17 protein-coding genes are annotated in these 19,852 nt (G+C 45.2%); 3 read left to right on the top strand and 14 right to left on the bottom strand.

What is annotated here, in order from left to right; genetic code table 11:
• The 6 genes from MHH56_RS25755 to yicI form a co-directional block, all read right to left on the bottom strand.
• Positions 1-840, bottom strand: a complete 840-nt coding sequence (locus MHH56_RS25755; protein ID WP_339204502.1) for a DUF4097 family beta strand repeat-containing protein — start codon at positions 838-840, stop codon at positions 1-3.
• Positions 837-1,394, bottom strand: coding sequence for a DUF1700 domain-containing protein (locus MHH56_RS25760; RefSeq protein ID WP_339204503.1), 558 nt, complete (start codon positions 1,392-1,394; stop codon positions 837-839). The genes MHH56_RS25755 and MHH56_RS25760 overlap by 4 nt, the downstream gene beginning before the upstream one ends.
• Positions 1,391-1,711 (bottom strand): PadR family transcriptional regulator, encoded by a 321-nt coding sequence (locus tag MHH56_RS25765; RefSeq protein WP_076267484.1) that lies wholly within the window; start codon positions 1,709-1,711, stop codon positions 1,391-1,393. The genes MHH56_RS25760 and MHH56_RS25765 overlap by 4 nt, the downstream gene beginning before the upstream one ends.
• A 220-nt stretch (positions 1,712-1,931) precedes the next feature.
• The gene (locus MHH56_RS25770) at positions 1,932-2,951 is read right to left on the bottom strand and encodes a Gfo/Idh/MocA family oxidoreductase (RefSeq protein ID WP_076267483.1); all 1,020 of its coding nucleotides are present in this window, start codon (positions 2,949-2,951) and stop codon (positions 1,932-1,934) included.
• A gap of 34 nt (positions 2,952-2,985) precedes the next feature.
• Complete coding sequence (locus MHH56_RS25775) at positions 2,986-3,756, bottom strand: sugar phosphate isomerase/epimerase (protein ID WP_339204504.1); 771 nt, start codon at positions 3,754-3,756, stop codon at positions 2,986-2,988.
• Between the two features lie 205 nt (positions 3,757-3,961).
• Positions 3,962-6,283 (bottom strand): alpha-xylosidase, encoded by a 2,322-nt coding sequence (gene yicI, locus MHH56_RS25780; protein WP_339204505.1) that lies wholly within the window; start codon positions 6,281-6,283, stop codon positions 3,962-3,964.
• Between the two features lie 171 nt (positions 6,284-6,454).
• On the opposite strand from yicI, the gene MHH56_RS25785 reads away from it, so the two are divergent.
• From MHH56_RS25785 to MHH56_RS25795, 3 genes are all read left to right on the top strand, one after another.
• Positions 6,455-7,366: an AraC family transcriptional regulator gene (locus MHH56_RS25785; protein WP_339204506.1), complete on the top strand. Its 912-nt coding sequence runs from the start codon at positions 6,455-6,457 to the stop codon at positions 7,364-7,366.
• A 140-nt stretch (positions 7,367-7,506) separates the two neighbouring features.
• Positions 7,507-7,734 carry a hypothetical protein gene (locus MHH56_RS25790; protein ID WP_053372108.1) on the top strand — a complete coding sequence of 76 codons (228 nt, stop codon included), beginning with the start codon at positions 7,507-7,509 and terminating at the stop codon, positions 7,732-7,734.
• A 180-nt stretch (positions 7,735-7,914) separates the two neighbouring features.
• On the top strand, positions 7,915-8,814 hold the full coding sequence (locus tag MHH56_RS25795; protein ID WP_339204507.1) for an ArsR family transcriptional regulator: 900 nt from the start codon (positions 7,915-7,917) through the stop codon (positions 8,812-8,814).
• Positions 8,815-8,817: 3 nt separating this feature from the next.
• Here MHH56_RS25795 and MHH56_RS25800 read toward each other — a convergent pair whose 3' ends face one another.
• The 8 genes from MHH56_RS25800 to MHH56_RS25835 form a co-directional block, all read right to left on the bottom strand.
• Entirely contained in the window at positions 8,818-10,443 is a 1,626-nt protein-coding gene (locus MHH56_RS25800) for a response regulator (RefSeq protein ID WP_339204508.1), read from the bottom strand.
• Positions 10,436-12,259 carry a sensor histidine kinase gene (locus tag MHH56_RS25805; RefSeq protein WP_339204509.1) on the bottom strand — a complete coding sequence of 608 codons (1,824 nt, stop codon included), beginning with the start codon at positions 12,257-12,259 and terminating at the stop codon, positions 10,436-10,438. The genes MHH56_RS25800 and MHH56_RS25805 overlap by 8 nt, the downstream gene beginning before the upstream one ends.
• A 10-nt stretch (positions 12,260-12,269) precedes the next feature.
• Complete coding sequence (locus tag MHH56_RS25810; protein WP_339204510.1) at positions 12,270-13,574, bottom strand: ABC transporter substrate-binding protein; 1,305 nt, start codon at positions 13,572-13,574, stop codon at positions 12,270-12,272.
• Positions 13,575-13,604: 30 nt separating this feature from the next.
• Entirely contained in the window at positions 13,605-15,353 is a 1,749-nt protein-coding gene (locus MHH56_RS25815; protein ID WP_339204512.1) for a family 43 glycosylhydrolase, read from the bottom strand.
• A gap of 84 nt (positions 15,354-15,437) precedes the next feature.
• Positions 15,438-16,271, bottom strand: coding sequence for a carbohydrate ABC transporter permease (locus MHH56_RS25820; protein WP_339204513.1), 834 nt, complete (start codon positions 16,269-16,271; stop codon positions 15,438-15,440).
• Positions 16,272-17,168 carry a sugar ABC transporter permease gene (locus MHH56_RS25825; protein WP_339204514.1) on the bottom strand — a complete coding sequence of 299 codons (897 nt, stop codon included), beginning with the start codon at positions 17,166-17,168 and terminating at the stop codon, positions 16,272-16,274.
• Positions 17,169-17,273: 105 nt separating this feature from the next.
• On the bottom strand, positions 17,274-18,560 hold the full coding sequence (locus tag MHH56_RS25830; protein WP_339204515.1) for an ABC transporter substrate-binding protein: 1,287 nt from the start codon (positions 18,558-18,560) through the stop codon (positions 17,274-17,276).
• A 591-nt stretch (positions 18,561-19,151) separates the two neighbouring features.
• Complete coding sequence (locus MHH56_RS25835) at positions 19,152-19,811, bottom strand: hypothetical protein (RefSeq protein ID WP_339204516.1); 660 nt, start codon at positions 19,809-19,811, stop codon at positions 19,152-19,154.
• Between the last annotated feature and the right edge of the window lie 41 nt (positions 19,812-19,852).

Consider the following 19,852-nt stretch of genomic DNA (forward strand, 5'->3'; position numbering starts at 1 on the left):
TTATCGAGTGCCGAGTTTGATGTTGCCCGTCTCCGACTCCATGCTTATTTTGATATCACCGCTGCCGATTACACCTTCAATGTGATTTTCCGTTTCCTTGTTAACTGAGAAACCATCCCAATCCACCTTGCTGTTTCCGGTATCCTTCTTGATACTTATAAAAGCCGAAGCAGGCTGTTTATTTGCATTTACGATAATATTCCCGGTATCCGTCTTAATTGTAAGATCGCTGCGCAATTCGTCTGTTTCAACTCGTACATTTCCCGTATCAGATTCTGCTTTTAGGATGCCTTTTCCGTCCGCTATATTAATGTTTCCAGTATCCGTTTTAAATTCAAGCTCCTGAGCCGTGTAATTCGTTAATTTTATATTGCCGGTATCTGATTTTAATTTCATTTTGTCAGCTTCCATCTGATCCACTACAATGTTTCCTGTATCGGTTTCAATATCAACTGAGCTCCATAGCTTTGCAGGCACCTCAATCGTCAGCTTCAAGTTAACGATAGAAATACCGAATGTAAAACGATCCTTCGTATTCGCCTCAATATTAAGCGTATCCCCTTTAGGAGCTGCCGTTAGGATGACGTCTCCAGCAAGCTTTTCACTTACATCTCCTTCAAGTCTCACTTTAATATCATCTGCTGTGCCGGGAACGAAGGTTATATTAAACGTATCCGTCTCCGCATGGATTGAGCGAATGGACGATGCATCAATCGTTTTTTCCTGCAAAAAAGGTTCGCCCTGAAATTTCGTTACAATTTCATCTTTATCGAATACAAAAAACGCGCATAGTACTCCTATGCCAAGCAAAATTAATGCGAATGCCGCTAATTTTTTCATTTGTTATTCCCCTTTACAATTCTTGTATTGAATTTCAAATATTTTAAGGTCATTTTATAGAAGGAAGTTGTAAGTGCCTTTAAGCCGATGATGAGTAATATCGTAATTGAGCTTGTAATCAAGCCTATCGTCAATGCCTGCGGCTTAGTGAATGTACCGTTCCACAAGCTCTCTGCCATGATTCCGATACCGCCTACGCCAATACCCAAAGCTGCCGCCCATAAAGCAACAATGACCGACGCCAGAGCCAGATAGGGGCCTAGAACGAATATAATATTGAATAAACCAAGGCTTGCTGTTGCAAATACAGCTTTTGAGAGCTTTCCGAAGCCCTTGTTCGTCTCTGCCTGATTAACTCGGTATCCTAGCAGCATCTCGTTCGCAATCATCCTTGGATCTCCCAGCTCGCTTGCTGCTTGCTCCTCGGTTTGACCATTCTCTACCGCTTGCTGAAAATGAAGATAATAATCGTACAGCCATTCCTTCCGCTGCGGCTCTGGAATGACTTTGAGCATGCTCTCAAGCTCCAACATATATCGATCTCTTGTCGTCATGGTCTTAAACCTTCCTCTACAATTTCATTTACGGATTGCGTGAAACTTTCCCATTCTGCAATTAATTTGCGCATATGACTCCAGCCCTCTGCTGTTAATTGATAATATTTCCTAGGCGGGCCTTCAGTTGATTCCTTCAAGTAGGTTGAGAAATAGCCGTCCTGTGTCAATCTGCTTAGTAATGGATATACGCTTCCGACAGCTACTTCAAACTTCTCGGAAATTTTAACAGCCAGCTCATAGCCGTATCGATCTCCCCTTGTCGCAAGCACAAGAACGCATATTTCAAGCACGCCCTTTTTAAATTGAATGTTCATTTCGTGTCCTCCATCATTGAAGTTCTAATTCTTCGGTACTGTATGTGGAAAGATACTAAGCATAACTTACTATTAATCAATACAGTATAGCATTGTACAGCAATTCCGTCTTTTGTATAATTTACCACATGCTATTCTACAATGCAAGATAGTGTGCAAAAAAGAATACCTCCAACCTTACGGCTTGCGCACGTCGGTTGAAGGCATTCCTGTACATGAATTAGTTTACGCTAATGAATTTGCCTGTTGCTTGTGACTCAAATGCACACAAGATAACTTTCAAAGAAGCACGGCCATCTTCACCGCTTACAGCAGGTGTTGTGTTCGTAAGAATGCTTTCCAAGAAAGCATTGACTACGCCGCTTGTCTCTTGCTTATCGTTAGTCGAGATTGCGCCTACTTTATGCTTCTCAACTGTGCCGTTGCGCAGCTCCACGATTACTTGATCGTCAGGATGCGTACCGATTTTCATAACGCCGTTCTCGCACCACAAAATAGTGCTGTTGTCCTCACCCTTATAGTAAGTCCAGCTTGCTACAAGCGTGCCGATTGCACCGCTCTTCATACGAAGCAAGCATGATGCGTTATCATCAACATCGGTATCCTTATCAAGCGTGCCAACAAATCCAGCTACTTCTGAAACTTCGTCGTCAAGCATCCAGCGAATAAGATCGGATTTATGAACGCCAAGATCGCCCATTGCGCCCATAATAGCTTCTGGCTTACGGAAGAACCAGCTTTCTGCGCCATCGATGCTCCAGCCATCTGGACCAGGGTGACCAAATGATGTGCGGAATGTAAGTACTTTGCCTAGAATGCCGGATTGCAACACTTGCTTCGCTTTAACATGCGGCGGCATGAAGCGTTGGTTATGACCAACCATCAAGTGAACGCCGTTTTTCTTAGCTGCTTCAATCATCGCTTCCGCTTCTTCATCTGTTACAGCCATTGGTTTCTCAACTAGAACATGAGCGCCCGCATTAGCTGCAGTAATTGACATTGAAGCATGCAATGCATTTGGCGTACATACGCTTACTGCATCAGGTTTGATTTCTGCAAGCATCGTTTCGAAATCAGCAAACGCTTTGCCGCCATGCAAATTTGCATAGTGTTCTGCGCGCTCGATAATTGGATCTACGAATGCAACAAGCTCAACATTCTCATGAGCTGCATATTCCGGGATATGACGGTATTTCGAAATCGATCCGCAACCTATAACTGCTACACGTACTTTAGACATGAATATTTTCCCCTATCTATGATTAATTAGATTATTATTTGTTCAAAAAATTTGTTTTCAACCATTCCATGCTTTCTGCAACAGCTTCAATCGGAGGATTCGCACAAGTGTCCTGCTCAACAATAATCCATTCTACAGATGCTTTCGAGGCAGCATCAATAATAGGAAGAAGCGGCAAATCGCCACGTCCAAGCTCTACTGTATCGATTTGTTGGCCCTTCTCACCAGCGCGGAAGTCCTTCAAATGAAGAAGCGGCAGACGTCCTGCGTATTTTGCAATGTAAGCAAGCGGGTCAACACCGGAGTATTGTACCCAACCGATATCCATTTCAACTTGTAGATATTGCGGATCAATCCGCTCATACAATGCGTCAAATACGATTTGGCCGTCGATTTCAACTTCAAATTCAAATTCATGGTTGTGATAAGCAAAAGAAATGCCTGCTTCACGGAAACGCTTACCATACTCTTCAAATTTTACGAGATGTCCGCGCCATGCTTCTGTATCACGAGCATCTACCGGCAACCAAGGACAAATGGCATATTTAGCTCCAATGGTTTGAAGATAAGCAATTTCCTCATCAAGATTGCCTTCAAGCAGATGCAAGCCAACGTGGCTGCCGATTGCTTTCAGATTCAATTCTTGAAGCAGATCGCGCATGTCTTCAGCTTTGATATCACCGTATCCTGCAAATTCTACGCCCTCATAGCCCATTGCTGCAACCTTGCGAAGCGTGCCTTCAAAATCTTGTGCGGTAGCGTCTCTTAACGTGTACAATTGCAAACCAATATTCATTCGTGACATGTGAGCTGCACTCCCTTATATTTATTATTTGATGTATTTGATTTTGTTTTCTGATCTTTATTATATCGACAGTCCTATGCGAAAACCAGTTGTATTATTAGTCTTTTCTTATGCGATTTTGGTCAATGCTCGTACAATGGCACTATAAAAGGGGCAGCTTCGGCCTAGCCTGCATACGGCTGTGACGAAGCTGCCTCTTAATTGTTTAGATATGAATAGTAAACGCCAGCTGCTTCGAGCCAGCTGCAATGTGCAGAACTGTATCCTTCACATCAGCTTTTACCCCTTCGACTGAACGAATTGGACCTAGCCCTTTCAGTTCCAACGAGAATGCTTTGCCGCTGCCCTCTAATTGAACAGTGATCGCCTCGCCTTGGCGTGTTGCCGAGATCGTCAATTCTGTATCGCCTTTGGTATTGCGCACAGCCGTTGCAGCTGTTTTTCCGTCTTCCAGATTATGAAGCTCAAACTGGACGCCATCCGCATAATCATAATCTGGTTTAACCTCATTCGCTCCAAGCGCAATAATGGAATTAGGGCGAACGAATAGTGGAAGGCTAAAGAAGTCATATTTCTCTTTACGCCATGAGCCTCCTTCTACAATTTCTCCAGATAACAGATGAGTCCATTTTCCAGCTGGCAAATAATAAGTGACATGGCCCTGCTCGTTGAAAATAGGAGCTACCAGGATAGAGTCGCCCAGCATGTATTGGCGGTCCAGCATTTCGCTGGTCGGATCTTCTGGGAACTCAAGCACCATGGCACGCATCGAAGGCAAGCCCAGCTCAGTTGCTTGAACAGCTGTATTAAATAAGTAAGGCATGATCCGGCATTTCAGCTTCGTGAAGAAGCGAGTAACATCTACCGCTTCCGTATCGTATGCCCAAGGCACTCTATACGATTTGCTTCCGTGCAAGCGGCTATGGCTGGACAGCAGTCCAAAGGCTAACCAACGTTTGAATACATGCTCTGGCGCAGTATTCTCGAATCCGCCAATATCGTGGCTCCAGAAACCAAAGCCCGACATCCCGAGCGACAAGCCGCCGCGCAAGCTCTCCGCCATGGACTCATAGTCCGCATAACAGTCACCGCCCCAATGTACGGGGAATTTCTGGCCGCCTGCCGTAGCTGAACGGGCAAACAAAGCGGCTTCGTTTCGGCCAAGCTTCTCTTCCAGCACTTCAAATACGACTTTGTTATAAAGCTGAGTATAGTAATTGTGCATTTTCATCGGATCGGAGCCGTCAAAATAAGCGACATCGGTCGGAATACGCTCACCGAAGTCGGTTTTAAAGCTGTCCACACCCATGTCGACCAGCTCACGCAAATAACTTGCGTACCACTCGCATGCTGCTGGGTTAGTGAAATCAACGAGCGCCATGCCTGGCTGCCACAAATCCCATTGCCACACATCGCCGTTTGGCTTTTTCACCAAATAGCCATTTTGTTTGCCTTCCTCGAACAAACGCGAACGCTGAGCGATATAAGGATTGATCCATACGCAAATTTTAAGCCCTTTTTCTTTAAGGCGTGACAGCATACCGACAGGGTCTGGGAATACCCGCTCATCCCATTTGAAATCCGTCCAATGAAACTCACGCATCCAGAAACAGTCGAAGTGGAACACATGCAATGGAAGATCACGTTCTGCCATGCCATCGACGAATGAATTAACTGTTGCTTCATCATAGTTAGTCGTAAATGAAGTGGTAAGCCATAATCCAAATGTCCATGCCGGCGGCAGCGCTGGCTTGCCAGTCAAATCTGTATATTTATGAAGAACATCCTTCATGCTCGGACCATCGATAATGAAATATTCGAGTGATTCTCCTGATACACTGAATTGTACCTTTTTCACTTTTTCCGAAGCAATCTCGAATGATACCAGCTCTGGATGATTGACGAATACACCATATCCCTTATTGGTCATGTAGAAAGGAATATTTTTGTACGATTGCTCCGAGCTTGTGCCCCCGTCTTTGTTCCAGAGATCTACTACTTGTCCGTTTCTTACGAAAGGCGTGAAGCGCTCGCCAAGGCCATATACCCACTCACCAACACCAACATCCAATTCTTCGCGCATAAACGTATTGCCGTTGTCTTCTTTAATGTAGGCCATCGATTTTTGCGTACTTCCCGTAATCCGCTCGCCCGCGCGATAGAAATCCACCGCCCATACGGCTCCTTTACGGATATGAACGCTAAGGCTGCCGCTAGTTAGAACAGCCCGCTCATCGTTTTCTTCGATGACAACATGGTCGCCAGTTTGCGAGGACAGCTCGAATACTGGGCCACGCTCCCGAACACCTGCATGATGCACAAGCTTAACGCCAATAATGCCTGGCAGCGGAGAATGAAAATGGACCGTTAATAACATCGTATCCAGCATATTAGAGCGATTATAGATAGGTTGTGGCGAAGCATAAGCAGTTAGTTTGCCATCCTTTTGCTCGAAATCATGGACTTGTACAGCCCCTAATACTTTGTATTCATCACGAATGAGCCAGTTGCCGTCTGTAAATTTCATCGACTGAACCAACCTTCCTGTTTAGTTTTATTTGCAATCCTATATATTTGCATTATACTGATAATTAATCGAATAATTCTAACAGAATACTGCTCATCTATAGCACTATTTTGACGATATGCCTCTATGGAATGGCAACTAACTCGCATCAAGCACAGGAGGCCTCTCAAAATGGATCAAACAACTAGGCACGCCTTAAAAGAAGACCGGCTGCATGGCGACAATATGTTCCCGCTTGCCGCCTACTGGATTGAACATGAAGAGGCTGGCGTCCCCGTTCTGGATTGTCATTGGCATGCTGAAGCGGAGTTTTTTTATGTACTTGAAGGTGAAGTGCTGTTCCAGGTTGATACCGATTATTTCATTGTAAAAGCAGGCGAAGCTGTTTTTATAGACGGTGGCGACATTCATGCTGGTCATGCACAAGGTGATAATGCCTGTTCTTTTTGCGCCATCGTGTTCGACACTCATTTGCTCGCCAGTGCCAGCTATGATGCCGTACAGGAACGATTTATTTCACCGCTTCAGGACAAGAAAAAGACGTTTCCTAGACATATTCAGCCAAAAACAGAATGGGAAATCGCGCTGCTTCAGCATTTGCAATGCATTATGAACGTATGCCAAAGTCAGAAGCCTGGTCATGAGACCGCGGTGAAGGGTCACTTTTATTTAATGCTTCATGAAATTGCCGCGCAAAGCAAATTTTGCAACAGAAGTGAAACAAGCAATGCCGACTCTACAAAAATTGACAGACTGAAGACCGCTATTATTTATATGCAAAATCATTTCCAGCGCCCTATACGGATCGCAGAAATTGCTGATCAAATTCCGATGAGCGAAGGTCAGTTTTGCCGCTTCTTCAAGACGATGACCAGACAAACGCCAATTGAGTATTTGAATGCTTATCGAATTAGACAAGCAACGGAGCTGCTTCTGAAGCCAGAGCTCAAAATAGCAGCTGTAGCGCTTGATGTAGGATTCGATCATATTAGTTATTTCGTCAAAGTTTTTCGCAAAATGATGAAATGCACGCCTTCCCAGTTTCGCAAAAAACAGCTTGAATCGTCGGATCGTCGTCCATAATAAGAAAAAACGTGTATGATTTGGTCATTTACTCAAAAGTTACAGCTTTGTAACCAAATACTCACCGAATTTTAAGAATTATTTAATAATTGTACGTTACACTATAAAAAAAAATCCTTCGCGGGATGGAGGTCCATACTATGAAAACGATGCTGATGTTCCAAAATAAAACGATACCTGTCTATTTAACAGATACAAATAAGCAAGCCATTGAGAAATTGACCGCAGTACTTAACCGTAAACTGACAACAGGCAAAAACGCACTTAAAACATGTATCAAATCGCTAATTAGCGTAGAAATTGTAGGCAGTGAGGCAACGCTTCATTCTTATTTCGAACGTGACACTCTAACCATTTCCCTATATTAATCTAGACTTCCCATATACCGAAATACGAAGAGGGTGATCCTTTTGGTCTATACAGGCCATTAGGACACCCTCTTCTTTTGTTTACAACGTTCAAACGTTTTAATTAGTAAACATTTGAGTTGTGTAATTAACTTTCGAATTATATAATGTTAGCAAACATAACGGAATGAGGATCAATCGATGAACATAGAGGTTAACAGCCGCAATATCAAATTTCTTGAATGCTTTGCATCGGACACAAGAGTGAAGATTATTGAATTATTAAATATTAAACCAATGAACATTAAAGAAATAGCTGAAGCGCTAGGCATTTCGTCAGCCATTGTGACTAAACATATTCAGAAGCTAGAAGAAGCATCCATTATTACGACAGAAAGTGTGCCCAGCACGAGAGGCCGCCAGAAGGTGTGCCATCTCACACTCGATTCTGCTACGCTGCAATTTCGTGTGAAGGAGCAAACCATTCAAAATAGGTATGCCGTATCCATTCCAATTGGTCAATATTCCTCTTATGAAGTAAAACCTACTTGCGGACTGACATCGGACACCAAAATTATCGGCATGGTGGATGACCCGCGCTACTTCTCCGATCCTGAGCATGTGAAGGCATGCCATCTGTGGTTCGGAAGCGGCTATATTGAATATCGCATTCCTAATTATTTAGTAGGAAAACAATCGGCAAAAAGCATTTCCATATCGCTTGAAATATGCTCGGAAGCACCGCATTACAACGAGAACTGGCCTTCCGATCTTTCCTTTTATATTAATGACATCTTGCTCGGAGTATGGACTTGTCCAGGAGACTTCGGTGCAGTAAAGGGTGTGTATACGCCTAGCTGGTGGGATTTGGGGACTCAGCATGGCTTGCTGAAACAAATAACCATCGACTCAGGTGGCTCCTTCATCGATGGCATTCGGATGTCTGATCGGACGATAACGGATCTTGATGTTGGCTTTGGCGACGACATCAGATTCCGTATATGTGCGCCGGAGACGGCAACCCACAGCGGAGGATTAAGCATGTTCGGCAAACAATTCGGAAATTATGATCAGGACATTCAAGTTTACGTCGCCTACTAGCAGCTAGTTCTGCATAACATTCGGCTTGATATGGATATCTTCACGGTATTCTTTTGGCGACATACCGGTTTCATTGCGAAACACACGGTTAAAATGACGGATATTCGTGAAGCCCGTGTGTTCAGCTATCGTAGCAATTTTATTATCGGTTTGAACCATTTGCCGCTTCGCTTCAAAGATTCGAATCTCAGTAAGCCGCTCAACGAATGATTTCCCGGTTTGCTTCTTGAACAAGGTGCTGAAATATGCTGCATTTAAATAGACGGAATCGGCTACCTCTTTAAGCGTCAGCGCCTTGGAATAATGCTGTTCAATATATCGAATCGATTTTTCAATGGGATCATGCTCAGGCTGCGCCGTACTCTCAGCGATACATAAGGCTAAACGAACGAGCAGCTGTGAGCATGCATCCATAAGCTCTTCTCTGGAAGAGATCGAGCAAATATCAAAAAGAACGGTTTTCATATCCTTCATACCCAGCCACTGCTTCGTTAGCCGCAGCCGCCCTGCTGCTTCATAATAATGAATGAGCAGCTTGCACAGCTGCTGATGCACGGTTTCCGGCGTTTTGGCATCAAGGCAAAGCTCACTTACGAAAGCATGGGCTGCCGCCGCGACCTGTTCCAGCTTCCCCTCATTCATGGCCAGATCCAGCTTCTCCCACGACCATGTTTTCAGCTCACCTTTGAAACGGTCATCCGTGCCTAAATCACCGTAGACTAACACTTTATCTCCGCCAACGATGAGCCTGTGAAGCAAAGCAATTTCCGCTTCGTTGTACGCATCGGATATCGATTTAAAGCCTTTTGCCACCTGGCCTATGCCGATCGTAACCGTCATATTCGATAAGCTTGTAATTTGTCTGCGAATCGTCTCGCCTATTTCCCGCACGGCAGCCATCGCTAGGTCGCTGTCCTCAATATTTAGCAGCGCCGCTACTTCTGTCTCCGACATGATGAAACAAAAGCCATTTGTTCTCCTGCTCAGCACTTCTTGCACGAGCTGTTGAATATATAATTGAAACAAAGAAGGATCAGCTTGATTATACCGCTCACTGCCGATTGAATTTTTGTCTAATTTCACAACCATGCATGTGAAGAAAGGTTGATGAAAGTCAATCCCAATGGTCCGAAGCAGCTCCAAATCTGCTTCATTTACGCTGCCCTTCAGAAGGCCGGTTAACAGATGTTCACTGACATGCTGCCTAATCCGGTGCTCATCACGATGGGGGTTGCTGACGGGAATCGCTTGGCTAAGCTGCACTTTCTCTTTAAGCATTTTAAGCACCTTATCCAGCTCTTCGCGCTCAATCGGCTTCATCATATAATCCTTCGCGCCTTGCCTCATCGATTGCTGAATATAGACAAAATCATCAAAACCGCTGATTACGACGCATAACACATGCGGAAAACGCTCCTTCATCATCTGCTGCAATTGAATGCCATCCATGCGAGGCATCCGAATATCCGTCAGAATAGCTTCTGGCTCAAGCTCCTCCACCAGCTGCAATGCTTCATAACCATCCCGCGCTTCACCAACGACCTCCCATTCCGGGTCGAGTTCTATTATCATTTTGCGCAAGCCTTTTCGAAATATCGATTCATCATCTACAATAACGATTCTAGGCATGAGCATCCCCTTTCATTTGATCAGGCTTCTCAAATACAGCAGGAAAAGTCATCGTAACTTTCAAGCCTTGATATGGCATGCTCTCCAGCATTAAACCATACGATTCACCATAATGAAGAACAATTCTGCGATGGACATTTAATAATCCATTGCCGGAGCTGCCTCCTAAATCCTTCGAATGCTGCAGCCGACGGCGAATATCCGCGAGCTGCTCCTCCGTCATTCCAATGCCATCGTCTTCAATGACAATACGCAGCACGTTTTCTTCAATTTTGCAGGTTAATGTAATTCGCCCATTGCCCACACCCTGATCGATGCCATGGTTAATGGCGTTCTCGACAATCGGTTGAATAATTAAGGGAATGACCGTACAGGTCAAAGAAGCTTCGTCTCGGTCTAATCGAAAATCGATCCGATCCTCATAGCGCATTTTTTGAATCGTCATGTAACCCAAGACATGTCCCAGCTCATCCTCAAGGTTGACATGTTCTTTCTGGCTGCTCAAGCTGTAACGCAGCAGCCTGCTTAAATTATTCGTCATTTTGACAACCTCTTGATTGCCGTCGACTTCTGCATACATACTGATCGATCCAAGCGTATTATACAAAAAATGCGGATTGATTTTGCTTTGCAAAGCCGCAATCTGCGCATCCTTCTCGCGAATCTCTGTCTCATAAAGCAAGTAACCAAGCTCGCTTAGCTTGGATACCATCGTATTGAACGCTTTGCCCAAATGGCCAACTTCATCCCATTGCTTGACGGGAAAAGATACGAGAAGATCGCCGCGTTCCACCTTGCGCATGAGCCTAATCAAACCCCGCAGCGGCTCTGTTATTCGAAACGCAAGGAATACCGACATAAGCATAGCAAGGCCCATACAGATGACACCAAACAGAATAATAGAATTCCGCATAATTAAACTGTCCTTCATCAGCTCCGACACCGGAACGATTCCAACTGTCGTCCAATTGGTGATCGATGACGTCACGTAAGAAACGAGCTGCCGCTCTCCGTTAAGTGCAGCATGTGTAACCCCTTCCGGCGCTTTATCCTTATAAAGGCCTCCCAAAGCCTCTTGCGGCATCGTTCGATTTTTACCGACAACGACTCCACCGTCTTGATCCATAATATATAAAGCTTCCTTCGTTCCGAGCGTAACCTGCGATATCATCTTATGAATAACCGTTGGATCTACATCAATAACGATATAACCAAGCTTTTTCCCGCTATCAAAGCTGCGCAGCTCCCTTGCAATAGAGAACACGGGGTATACCGTTCCGCTGGTAGAATGAATATTGTGGGTTGTAATAAAAATGGATTGTCCGTTGCCGCCCTTCTCGTTTTGGAGCCACTGCGCATTCTCATCTAATCGATACGTCGTGACATATTGGCTTTCCGGCAGTACAACATAGGATGCACCGCTTTCCCCAAATAACGAGACGCCTACAATATCAATACGGCCGTTCAGAAATACTTGGGAGACAAAGCTGTTTAATTGCTTAATCTCTTCCAGTGATAAAGCCTGACCCTGCTCTCGCTTGCTCTCTAGAAAAGCTGTAATTTGCTCATATTGATAGGGCATAAGCGTCAAACGATCTAATTCTGCCATATAAGTATCCAGATTTAGCGTCAGCTGCTTCATGGTCTGCAGTTGATAGTCGCCGACCTTCTGCTCAAGCGTCGAAGCAAACCGAGTGAAGGCGAAATACCCCATAACGCTGAGTGGAAGCACGATGAGTATAAAGTTTATGAGGATGAGCTTTCGTGCCAGCTCCTGATTTTTGAACCACCCAATCACCGAGAGTACCCGCTTCATAGCTATCTCCTTACTTCCTCAGCTCGATGTTCACCCTTTTCACGGCTGCTTGCAGCGTTTCCTCAGGCGTTTGCTCCGAATAATTCATTTTTTCAAATTCTTGAATTAAAATTTCAACGATCGACCATTGCCGGACATGGCGCGGCCAATAAGCTACATAGTTTGCGGAAGCTGCATAGGAGCTTCTGTAATTCAAGCTGTTAAACGGTTCGCTGGCAACGACCTTTGTCATGCTTGGCACATGGCCCGCTTCCGCCCACATCGCACCATTTTCTACACACCATTTAACAAAAGTAAGCGCCGCTCGCTTCTTCTCATCCGTCATCCCATGCTTGGTCGGTATGGCAATGGTGTGCGAATCCCCCCATACCGCAGCGCGGTCGAACAGCGCAGGCATTGGAATTACACCAAAGTCCAAATTTTTTGCTTTCTCAAATGCACCCGTTCCCCACATCCCTGTAATTAGCACCGCAGCTTTTCCATCATAAAAAAGCTTGAATGCATCATTAATATCAGGCGGAATAAGCTCTTTCTTGTACAAATCATTCAAATAGCTTAGTGCTTGCAGCGCTTGCGGATTGTTGAATACGGCAGCACTTGCATCCTCATTATAGAAGCTGCCCCCGCCGTCTATTTGGTTATAAAGGCTCCACCAAAGCCAAACGGAATCAATCCGAGTACTCGGCTGAGCCATCGGCGCAATGTCGGCTGGTATCGAAGACTTAAGCTTCTGCAGGAAGGCTTCAAATCCCGCAGCTCCTGCTCCGATCAATGGCTTATCCGCCTCATCAATTAGACCCGCTTTACGCAAATAGGTTTTATTGTAAAACATAACAAGCGCATGCGTATCAAGCGGCACGGCGTAAGGGATTCCGTCATACATGGTAGAATCGAGAATATTGCGATTAAAGCCCGACCAGTCAAGTCCGATCTGCTTAGCAGGCTCTGTCAGATTCTCAATATAGCCGTTCTGAACGAACTGCGGCAAACTTGTCTGATGCAAAATCGCAAGCTCCGGCGCGTTGCCAGACATTATCGCCGTTTTTAGCCTCGTGTAATAGTCATCCAATCGAGAGTTTACTTGCACAACGTTAATCGTCGGATTCTCTTCATTAAATCGTGTGACCATTTCCGTCATAAACTGATTGTCGCCGCCGCTAAACGGCGTCCAGTACTCAAGCCTTATAGCCTCAGGCTTCGTCTCTTCATTCTTCTGATCTGCTTCTTGCTCGGAGGCGCAGCTTGTCAAGGCAATGACCAGGAGACCGATTAGTGTATAGGAGACCCACTGCGCGCTCCATTTTTTTATATTCATGTCTAGCGCCTCCGTTGCCTGAGTTGTTAGTTAGTTTCTATCGGATACAATATCGATATAATCGATTTCAAGCTGCCCAGTCGCATTTCCAAATTGCAAAGCATTGTCATCCATCTTCAGCTTTACGCTTACGGTTATCTGCTGCACTGCATCTGCCTCGCTTGCGGGAATGCTTATCTTTTGGACACGTCCGCCATTTACCTTCAGCTCCAGCATCTGCTTGCTTCCAGTCCCATTAGCCACACTTAAATGTAAAGCATATTTCCCATCCATCGGAACTCTAACATGATCAAATCGAATCGCGTCCTTATCACTCGCTGCCAATTGAACAGAACGGCCATTCGATTTTGTCGAGCTTTCAATAAGCTCACTGTCTGATGAAAACTGCGCGTACTCCGCTTCAAAACGTGGAATTTCAATCGCCGAGATCAGATTAGCTGCCTGGTTTCCTATAAAAGAAAGGTTGTTTTGCCCTTCGTTCAGCGCAATTGAAGCATATACATATCCCACTTCATTTGGCTTAGTAGGTGGAAGTAAAATTTCTGCACCAGCCGCATCATTCACATTAACCTGAATACGCTGCTCTGTTTCCGCATCGTTTGTGTAATGGACTAATAATGGGGCATCCGTATCAAGTGACGAGGATATCCCGCTGAAAGCTAAGCTATCTTTATCAGCTGCTGCATGCTCTGCGCGGATTAATCCTGTGCCCGCTGGTACTTCAATTGGTGTAGCAAGCGATAATGGAGAACCAAAGACTGGCAAACCATCCTTCTGCCATTCAATCCGCTGGGCACGCGCCTTCCGATTATTCCAGCCGTCCCCTTGACCGCTTGTCGCATGATAGACGATCCAATCCTCAGTTCCGTCTGGCGAGGAAACAAACGTATTGTGTCCAGGACCGTAAACCTCAGCGTCTCCATCCATTTGCATAAGCGGCTGCTCAGCTTTTGTCCATTTCGCCGGATCAAGTGGATCTGCTCCCAGCTCTAGTGACAATAAACCGATGCTATAGAACGGTGTCCAGCTGCCCGCACCAGAATAAGCAATCCATACACGGCCGTCTTTTTTCAAAATCGCTTGGCCCTCATTAATGAACGGAGGTCCGCCTGCTCTCTCCCATTCCAAATCCGGCTCGCTAAGCAATACTCGCGGTCCACTTATCGTGTAAGGATTGCTCATCGGTGCAATGTACGTATTTTGTTGTACATTTAAATCGCCTTCCCAGCCCGACCATACAAAATACAGCTGGCCCTCATGCTCAAGCGCGAGGCCGTCAATAGCCCATTTGTTTGTCGAATCCGTCACTTGACCTTTAAACGCATAGCTGCCCATCGGATCGCTGGCCTCCGCTTCGAGAGCATACATGCGATGGTTTTCATTTTCACCGTTATCTGCTGCAAAATAGATATAAAACTTTCCTTGAATATATTGAATTTCCGGTGCCCACAAATTTGCCGAATACATCGTATCTACAGGCGGGTACCATACCACCTTCCGCCCTGCCTGATTGAAGTCGAGCGATCGCGATTTCATAATCATAATATCCGTTCCGTTATGCGTAAACGTCATATAATAAAATCCATTGACATAAATGATGCTCGGATCTGGTGTGTCCATAGATGCTAACGTATTTTTGAACGTTCCACCATGCCCATTATAAGCTCCCGCAGCCGTAGTGTCATGATTCGTTTTATTCAAGATCCAAGCCCCCAAAATAATAATAATTACCGCAATCATAGAAGTGATCAGAGTTATACGCTTACGATTAAGTTTCATGCCATTCCCTCCGCTTACTCGCCAACATGGACAGAAAGAGACCTTATCGGTCTCCTCTCCTTGCCATATCGGTGTAATCATTGATTATTTCACTGCCGATTGTGTGATAGCTCTCACAAAGGAACGCTGTCCAAGAATGAACACAATAACGACTGGCAGCGTTGCGACTGTCGTCATCGCCATAAGCTTGCCGTAGCTTTGGGTATAGCTTCCTGTTGCCATCATCGCTATGCCCGCTGTGATCGTGCGCATCTCTGGTGATGTTGTCGCATAAAGCGGCCATACAAAATCGTTATAGATCCCCATAAAAGTGAAGATGGCTAATGTCACCATAATAGAAACGGCGGATGGCAATAAAATACGAGCATAAATTTGCCACTTGTTCGCTCCGTCAATTCGCGCCGCTTCTTCGATTTCCTTTGGAAAGGAAGCGAAAAACTGATAGAGCAAAAAGACGCCAAACGCTCCCGCTGTTGCCGGCAAAATCAGTGCGGGATACGTATTGATTAAATTGAGGGCATTAAATTCCAAATACATGGGCAGAAACGTGAGCACGCCAGGAATCATAAGTGAAGCGATAAATAAGGAAAGCATAATTCTGCGAAGCGGCAAATCGTTTAATCTCGCCAATGCGTAAGCCGCCATAGAATCGATAATGAGTACGAGAATGGTGCCAATGAGCCCAACCGACAAGGAGTTAACAATCCAGCGCGTAATGGGTACGTTCATTAATTCACCGGTCAAGCCTAGTACGAAGTTATCGATCGTTGGTTTTATCGGAAAAAAGTTCATTTTCCCAGACAATGCTTCGAAATCATTTTTAAACGATGTTGAAATCATCCAAACGAGCGGGAGGAGGAAAAATACCGCAATGATTATGGCAAGCACGATAAGCCATAACTTTCTAGTCTTTACCATTTAAACCTCTCCCTTTCTGCCGCTCGTCAGCTTGAACTGTACGATGGATATAAAAATAATGAGCAGTGCCATAACGATCGCCATCGCTGAAGCTGAACCTACTTCTTTGCGTAAAAAGGCTTGATCCAGCACATTGATGAGCAGCACCTTCGTCGTATCGCCGGGTCCGCCCCGTGTTAATAAATAAGGCTGCGCATAAATATTAAAGGAAGCAATCGTCGATGTAATCATAATGAACAGCATAACCGGACGAATCGACGGTAGCGTTATTTTCGTAAATTTATTCCATGCATTTGCCCCATCTATCGAAGCAGCTTCATAGAAATCCTCTGGCACTTCATTCAGTGCATTAATAAAAATAATCATATTGAAGCCAATTGTCCACCAAAGCGTCGTCACAATAAGTGAAATCCACGCCCATGGCGTATCCGTTAGCCAAGGAATGCTGTTGATGCCAAGCTTCGCAAGCATACTATTGAGAAAACCGGCATTCGTATCGAACATCATCAGCCAAATGACCGCCATAACGGAAGCTGACAACGCGTACGGAAGAAAATAAAAGGTACGAAACAAACCGCGTATTTTGGCAGGCAGCGCATTAACCAGCATCGCTAATGACAAGCCAACAATAATTAAGAGTGGAACGGAAAATAAGACAAACTGAGCGGTTACCCACAACCCTCTAAAAAAAATATCGTTGAGATACGTGCCTGGCGTGAAAATTTTGATGTAGTTGGCAAGTCCAACAAATTCATGTTCCTTCGATAGCAGCTCGAAATTTTGAAGGCTTATATATACGCCGTACAGAATCGGGAACAGCAAAAAAATACTGAACGCTGCTAAGTATGGCAGTACGAATAAAAAAGAAGTGAATCGTGATGCAAATGTCGTTTTCAATCGGAGTCCCCCTGACGCTTTCCATATTTTCTAGCACAAGCAATCGCAGCTTAGAAGATGGGAACGGACTCTGCTATTCCCATCCTCCTCGCTGCTTACGATTATTTATTTTTTCATTGCTTGCTTCGATTTGGCTGCCGCATCATCAAGAGCCTTTTGTGCATCTTTTTTGCCAAGCAATGCATTGTTCAGCTCGCCCCAGATTGGCTCAGAGATCGTGCCCCAGTTCAATACATTTGGCGCAAATTGCACATAAGAAAATGCCGATGCTACATTGTTTTGGAACGTTAGCGCTTTAAACGCGTCACTCTCAAGCATTGGTTTCGATGCCAGCGCTTGACCGGATTCCGCCCAGTCCATGGAATTTGTGGATACGTATTTCAAGAAATCGCCGATACCTGCTGTTTTGGCTGCATCCGTTACGCTTTTTGGAATAACGAAGCCATGGGAGCCTGCGAATACCGCTTGCTTCGCTTTACCGATTTGTGGAACAGGCGCAACGCCATAATTTAATCCTGCTTCATCAAATTGTGATTTCATCCACGGGCCGTTGAATTGGATCGCATTTTTTCCTTGCAGGAACAATGTATTTTCGCCGTCTTGTTGAACATTCCCAGGCGAAACGCCGTTATCCACCATGCCGCGCAGCCATTGAACCATTTCAACCGCTTCCGGAGAGTTGTAGGCTACGTCTGTTCCGTTCCAAAGCTCGCCGCCATTTTGCCATACTAGTGTTGGGAAAATGAACTGCTGCGGCCACAAGGTTGGAACAACATAACCGTAAACGCCTTTTTCTTTGTCCGTCAGCTTCTGAACGGCATCATCAAACTCTGTACGGTTCGTTGGAGCCGCAGAAATGCCCGCTTTATCGAACAAATCCTTGTTGTAATACATCACAAGCGGATGGATATCAAGCGGAATGGAAAACCACTTGCCATCGAGCGTCGAATACGTCGTTGCTGCATCTGCAAAGTCCGCTTTATTGATGCCTGCACCCGATGCAATCTCATCGATCGGCTGCAATTGATCTTTGCTGGCGTAAGTTGGTACTTGGTCAACGTGCATAATCATCATGTCCGGGCTTTCTTTGCCTGTGCTTAGCGCTACGTCCAATTGCTTGTAATATTCGCCGTTTGGCTGAATAACGAAATTCACTTTATATTGATCTTGCGAGCCGTTATATTTGTCTACGATTTTTTTCATGAACGGGCCATCCGAACCAGAGAATGGTGACCAGAACAAAATTTCTGTCTTTTTGCCGCTGCCGGCGCTTTTACCGCCGTCTGCTGGCTTCTCTCCGCCATCCTTATTGCCGCTGCAGCCAGCTGCAACCAGCGCAATGATTGTGACCATCAGAAGCAGCATTGAAAACTTATTGCGTGCTTTACTCATTTTTTTGTCCCCCTAAAAATGATATTGGATAGACTTGGTGTCTTCCGTGGTTTCATCATAAGCGGAGGGGCAGAGCAAACATATGCCGCATTTATAGATGATATGGACATATTTTTGGATAGCTGCAGCTACCGAATGTGTGTACACAGCAAAAAAAGGCCAACCAGTAAGCTCTGGTTGACCTAATAATAGGAAGGGACTTAGGAAGAACGATGATGTCCTCCCCTTATTATACTTATAGCTTATGAACCGAATAAGCCTTATTTAAAGCATTCTTAATGGATTAACATTCTAATGAACTCCAGAATCGTTATTTCGAAGAAAGCAGCTCATGATACCCTGTAAACCATAATATAACGTTACTACGGTTCGTTAAAATGAAAGAAAAGCCCTTTTCTGCATCATAAGCATAATACAGTTCGTTAGAGAAACCAGCGAGCAGACTAGTTTTGAGATCGCCTACTTCTAATGTTGGTGGAACGACTAAATTAGCATTAACGCTGCAGGTGCTTCGCTTTCGGAGGGTGCATTAGTTGCTGCATTGCTATTTGTGTTATTCGTACCGCCGCAGGCGGATACGAGGACAGATAGCTATTGCGTTGTTGTCTGCTGCTCCTGCTGCCTTGGCTGTCTTCCGCCGCCAGCGCCTCCGCCAAAACCACCAATACCTCCCGTGCGAACAGTAATGGATTCTGCAATCTGCGTATCGTCAGTTAGCATAATAGACAAAATATCATCGGCTTTTAGATCTGCCAGCGCTATTTCTTTCTCTACCATTTGTTCATTCTCGAAGGTGACTGTCATAATTTTAGTCGTATCAGTCACCTGAATGTCCACCGTCTCCTCTGAGAACATAGCGTCCATATTCATCCTGCCGCCACCCTCTGAAGCCGTTCCATCACCAGCAGGTGGTTGCGGAGCCTCACCTTCTGCTGGAAGTTCAGCGCCTTCTGGAGGCTGCTGCCCCTCGCCCGCTCCAGGCATATTGCCCGTTCCATCCCCTTGCGGCGGACCGCCTTGTCCCATAGCCGATTTGTAGAGGGTGATCGTTTGGCCATCCACCGATTTCACTTTACCCATCAAATCCGCTTGAGCCCCCATCTGCCCCATGCCCGCTCTGGCTCCATTCCGCTGTACTTTGCCCTGAGCATCCACTTGCTGATCGGATGATACCTGTTCGTCCTGAGCTCCGCAGCCTGCCAAAGCAGCAGCGATAACAACAGCGCTAAGCATCACTTTCCATTTGTTCATATCGTTCATCTCCTACGAATATGTAATGAATAGCTTCTATT

The organism is Paenibacillus sp. FSL K6-3182, from assembly GCF_037976325.1.
Classification (GTDB): Bacteria; Bacillota; Bacilli; order Paenibacillales; family Paenibacillaceae; genus Pristimantibacillus.